This window comes from Amycolatopsis sp. NPDC059021 (genome assembly GCF_042739895.1).
Classification (GTDB): domain Bacteria; phylum Actinomycetota; class Actinomycetes; order Mycobacteriales; family Pseudonocardiaceae; genus Amycolatopsis.
Genome location: NZ_JBHYIQ010000053.1, coordinates 1 through 4,764 on the forward strand (window position 1 = coordinate 1; position 4,764 = coordinate 4,764).

A 4,764-nucleotide genomic window follows, 5' to 3' on the forward strand; every position below is an offset into this window, starting at 1 on the left:
CGGGGGGGGGGGGGCCCCGCGCGCCCCCCACCCCGCGCGTCGTGTTTTCCGAGTGCGCTCAGATGGCGGCGATCGTCGCCGGGGCACGCTCCGCCCTGCTCAGCGCGCGGACCACGGCCGTCCCGCCGTGCCGGCGCACGGCCAGCCGGGAGAGCAGGCCGACCACCGCGGCGACCGCGCCGTCGGAGAACTCCGGCGTCGGGATTCCCACGCTGACGGCGAGATCGTCCGCGTGCACCACCAGTTCCATCGTCCGCGTGACCAGCAGATCGCCGAGCCGCAGCGACCACGGTCCCCACAACGGGATCCGCACCGGCCGGTCCTCTCCCACCGCGAAGGCACCCGCCAGTTCGACGACGGTGGCGTCGATCCGCTCGGCCAGCGTCTCCGGCCCTTCGGCGCCGGCGCGCTCGCCCCCGGCACGGATGCGGACGTTGATCTCGGCCTCCGGCCCCGCCCCGATCCACTCCACCCGGCCGTAGTGGTCGAGCAGGCTGATCACCGGTTCTTCGGGCACCGGCCCCGACAACGCGTCCGGTACGGCCAGGACCTGATAGGCCAGATGCCCGGCGAGGCCGCCGACACTGAACTCCGGCAGTGCGCTGGGCGCGTCCCAGGCCGCTGCGACGGCGGGCTCGCGCAGCAGGCGCGCGGCGATGCGCGCCGCGGCAAGGAACTCGTCTCCGGTCATCGGTGGTTTCCCTTCGGTAGTCATGGTTCTTCCTGTTGGGGGACAACGTTGTCTGTTTTCGGACAGGAATGTCGAGGGAATATCGTGGGACCGCGTTCCCCGTGTCACGATGTGCTCGCCGTCCGGCGCCGGCACGGTTCGTCCCGTATCGATCGCTCCTCACATTCCCAAGGGGAACCATCATGCGCCGAATCACGCTCGCGGCCGCCTGCGCGGCCCTCATCACGGCACTCGTCCCGGCCGCACCGGCACAGGCGGCGACCTCGGTGGTCCAGACCGCGGTCAACCACACCTCCGCCGCCCGGCTCGATTCCTACTGGACCCCGGAACGGCTCGCGAACGCCAAACCGATCGACCCGCCCGCGATCACCGGGGCCGGCCGGCAGGCCGAACCCGCCGGCACGCCCAGATTCGTGCACGCCACCCCGCCCCAGCCCGGATCCGGGATGCACGCGGCGGCCAGCATCTGGGTGACCATGGGCAGACTCGTGTTCACCGTACCGGGCAAGGGCGACTACATCTGTTCCGCCAATGTCGTCACCAGCAACAACCACGACGTCGTCTCGACCGGCAGGCACTGCGTCATGGACATCGGCACCGGGCAGACCTACACCAATTTCCGCTTCGCGCCGTCGTACAACAAGGGAAGCGCGCCGTACGGCTGGTGGAACTGGCGGTCGATGGGCTGGCGGATCGACGAGAAGGGCGCGGGCGGTGACAACGCCTTCATCGTGCTGAGCACCGGCGGGAACGGGAATCGGCACGTGCAGGACGTCGTCGGCGGTTCGGGCATCGGGTTCAACTGGGCGACCAACGGATATGCCCACGGCGTCGGACTCCCTGGCGACAAGGACTACGCCGTGTGGTGCGAAGGCCAGCCCTACGACGGGCCGCAGGGCGGAGTCCAGATCCGCAACTGCAACGGCCTGTCCGGCGGGGCGAGCGGCGGCGCGTTCATCGTGAACTACCAGAACGACGGCTCCTCCGTGCAGACCGCCAGCTATTTCGGCAGCTGGGGCGATTCGTACTTCGCCTATTACCGCGATGTTGCCTGGCAGGTCTACAACGGAGCACAGAACGCCTGATCCCGCCGATGGCGGCTCCGGACCCGGCCGCCACCGGTCCCGGCGCGGTCTGCCCGCGGCCACGCGCCCGGCTTCAGGCGATCCCGAGAATCCCGGCGGCGACGCGTTCCAGCGCCGCCGGGGTTCCGCGCCCGCGCCGCAGCCGCGGCGTACGGGCCGCGTCGTTGGGGACCGAAAGCGCGGCGTGGACCCGGATCCTGGCGGCGATCGGATCGATGTCCCGGCGCGTCAGGCCGAGCAGGTGCACCCATTCGCTGACGTAGTCGTACTGGGCCCGTCGCACGCTGTGCCGCTCCTCCTCGGGCAGGTGGCCGATCTCGCTGATCAGCAGTGTCACGAAATCGGGGTGCACCCGGGTGAAACGGGTGTAGGAGCGGATGAGTGCGCGGAGTGCGTCCGGTGCGGCCGACGCCGCCGTGTACGCGGCGGTGAGGTCCATGTACAGCAGGCCGATCCCCCGGCGGCACGCGGTCGTCAGCACGTCGAGCTTAGCCGGGAAGTGGTTGTAGACGCTCGGGCCGGCGATGCCCACCGCCGCGCCGATGTCCTCGATGGCCACGCCGGTGTAACCGCGTTCGGCGAACATCCGGACGGCCTCGATGAGCAATGCTTCCCGCCGCGACGCGGGCAGCATCCCCACCGCCGGAGGGCTTGGCGCGCGTTCGCCGGGATCCGGAAGTCCGGTGTCCAGCACGGCGTCGATGAGCCCGGCGAGCAGGTCCGCGGCGGGCACCCGGGAAAGATCGACGCGGTGGAAGGACACGCTCGCGGCGACCGCGATCACCGACCACGCCAACAGCGCGGCCGCTCCGTCGTCGAGCCCGGGGCGTGCCAGCCGGACGTGCCCGGCCGCGAGCGCGCCGATCTCCCGCAGTTCACGCCGCAGCCGCGCGCGGTCGTCGTCGGCCAGGTGCCGGGCCTCGCGCTGCCACAGCACCCCGAGCGGCCGGTGCTCGACGCCGATCGCGGCCAGCCCGCGCAGCGCGGCCCGGCCGCGAAGACCCGGCGCCGACAGCGTGTCCCGGATCGGCACGAGCCCCTCGGTGATCACTTCGCGCAGCAGGTCCTGTTTGCCGGAGAAATGGCGGTACAGCGCGGACGGCCCGATGGCCACCGCCTCCGCGATCTCGCTCATCCCGACCCGCGCGTAGCCGCGGCGGGCGAAGAGGTCACCGGCGGCCGCGACGATGAGCGCGCGCCGGTTCCGTGGCCTGCTCCCCCGCGACAGCACGCTGTTGTCCACCAGCCGAGGCTATCGAGCATTCACTTAACTCACAACACCGCTTGACATAGCCTGTTCACGAGGTCATCGTGAGGCGAAGGTCACTTGCCGGGATTCACAAACCACCCGTGTCGGTCCTGTCGGAGGAGACGTGTCATGTATCTGACCCAGGGACTGCACCGCGCCGTCCAGCAAACCCCGGACGCGGCGATGACCGTCTTCGGCGACCGGAAACGCACGTTCGGCGAGACGGCCGGCCGGGTCGCCCGGCTGGCGAGCGCGTTGCGCGGGCTCGGGGTCGGCGACGGCGACCGGGTCGCGATGCTGGCGCTGAACTCCGACCGGTACCACGAATACCTGCTGGCCGTGCCGTGGGCGAACGCGGTACTGAACCCGGTGAACATCCGCTGGAGCCCGGCCGAGATCGCCTACTCCCTCGACGATTCCGACAGTCACGTGCTGCTCGTGGACGACGCGTTCGCGAAGATGCTCCCCGCGTTGCACGACGCCTATTCCGGGCTGCGCACCGTGATCCACTGCGGCGACGGGCCCGCGCCGGCGGGCACACTGTCCTATGAGGACCTGATCGCGTCGGCCGAGCCGATCGAGGACGCGCGGCGGAGCGGCGACGAGCTGGCCGGGCTGTTCTACACCGGGGGCACGACGGGCTTCCCCAAGGGCGTGATGCTCTCGCACACCAACCTGCTCACGTCGGCGTTCGGTTCGGTCGCCAGCGGGTGCGTGCTCGCGCCAGGGGCCCGTTACCTGCACGCCGCGCCGATGTTCCACGCCGCCGACCTCGCGGCGTGGGGCGCCGCCATGCTCCTCGGCGCGACGCACGTGATGATCCCGGCGTTCGACCCCGTCGCGGTGCTCGAAGCCGTCGCCACGCACCAGGTGACCGACACCCTGCTGGTGCCGGTGATGATCCAGCTGGTGGTCGACCATCCGGCGCTCGCCGAGTACGACACCACGAGCCTGCGCCGGATCGTCTACGGCGCGTCCCCGATTCCGCAGGCCGTGCTGGAACGGGCGATGAAGGCGTTCCCCAACGCCGCGTTCACCCAGGCGTACGGCATGACCGAACTCGCCCCCGTCACCACGCTGCTCGGCCCGGAGGAGCACCGGAAGACGTCGTTGCTGCGCTCGGCGGGGCGGGCGGCGCCGCATTCCGAGGTGCGGATCCTCGACCCGGACGGCGCCGAACTGCCCCGGGGCACGGTCGGCGAGATCTGCTCGCGCGGCGGGCACGTCATGCTCGGCTACTGGAACAAGCCCGCCGAGACCGCCGACGCGCTGCGCGATGGCTGGATGCACAGCGGCGACGGCGGCTACATGGACGACGAGGGCTACGTGTTCGTCGTCGACCGGATCAAGGACATGATCGTCAGCGGTGGCGAGAACGTGTATTCCGCGGAGGTCGAGAACGCCGTCGCGCAGCACCCCGCCGTCGCCGCCTGCGCGGTGATCGGGGTACCCGACGAGGAATGGGGCGAACGCGTCCACGCCGTCGTCGTGCTCAAACAGGGCCACACGCTGACGGCCGAAGAGATCCGCGAACACGCCAAGACCCGCATCGCGGGCTACAAGGCCCCGCGCACGGCCGAGTTCGTCGACGCGCTGCCGGTGTCGGGCGCGGGCAAGATCCTCAAACGCGAGCTGCGCCGGAAGTACTGGGACGGCACGGACCGCCAGGTCCACTGAAGGACGCCTGTGGCCTTGTTTGTCGCGAACGCTCCGTTCGAGACGCTCACCGTCCCCAACGG

General features: G+C 70.8%; 4 protein-coding genes. 2 read left to right on the forward strand and 2 right to left on the reverse strand.

Annotated features, from left to right (window positions below; all coding sequences use genetic code 11):
- Positions 1 to 58: 58 nt before the first annotated feature.
- The gene (locus tag ACFWX1_RS27890; protein WP_378392184.1) at positions 59 to 715 is read right to left on the reverse strand and encodes a maleylpyruvate isomerase N-terminal domain-containing protein; all 657 of its coding nucleotides are present in this window, start codon (positions 713 to 715) and stop codon (positions 59 to 61) included.
- A 158-nt stretch (positions 716 to 873) separates the two neighbouring features.
- On the opposite strand from ACFWX1_RS27890, the gene ACFWX1_RS27895 reads away from it, so the two are divergent.
- Positions 874 to 1,776: a hypothetical protein gene (locus tag ACFWX1_RS27895; RefSeq protein WP_378392186.1), complete on the forward strand. Its 903-nt coding sequence runs from the start codon at positions 874 to 876 to the stop codon at positions 1,774 to 1,776.
- 73 nt (positions 1,777 to 1,849) lie between these two features.
- Here ACFWX1_RS27895 and ACFWX1_RS27900 read toward each other — a convergent pair whose 3' ends face one another.
- Positions 1,850 to 3,019, reverse strand: coding sequence for a TetR/AcrR family transcriptional regulator (locus tag ACFWX1_RS27900; protein WP_378392188.1), 1,170 nt, complete (start codon positions 3,017 to 3,019; stop codon positions 1,850 to 1,852).
- A gap of 135 nt (positions 3,020 to 3,154) precedes the next feature.
- Here ACFWX1_RS27900 and ACFWX1_RS27905 point away from each other — a divergent pair, with 135 nt between their 5' ends.
- The gene (locus ACFWX1_RS27905) at positions 3,155 to 4,702 is read left to right on the forward strand and encodes a long-chain fatty acid--CoA ligase (RefSeq protein WP_378392190.1); all 1,548 of its coding nucleotides are present in this window, start codon (positions 3,155 to 3,157) and stop codon (positions 4,700 to 4,702) included.
- The last annotated feature ends 62 nt before the right edge of the window (positions 4,703 to 4,764 follow it).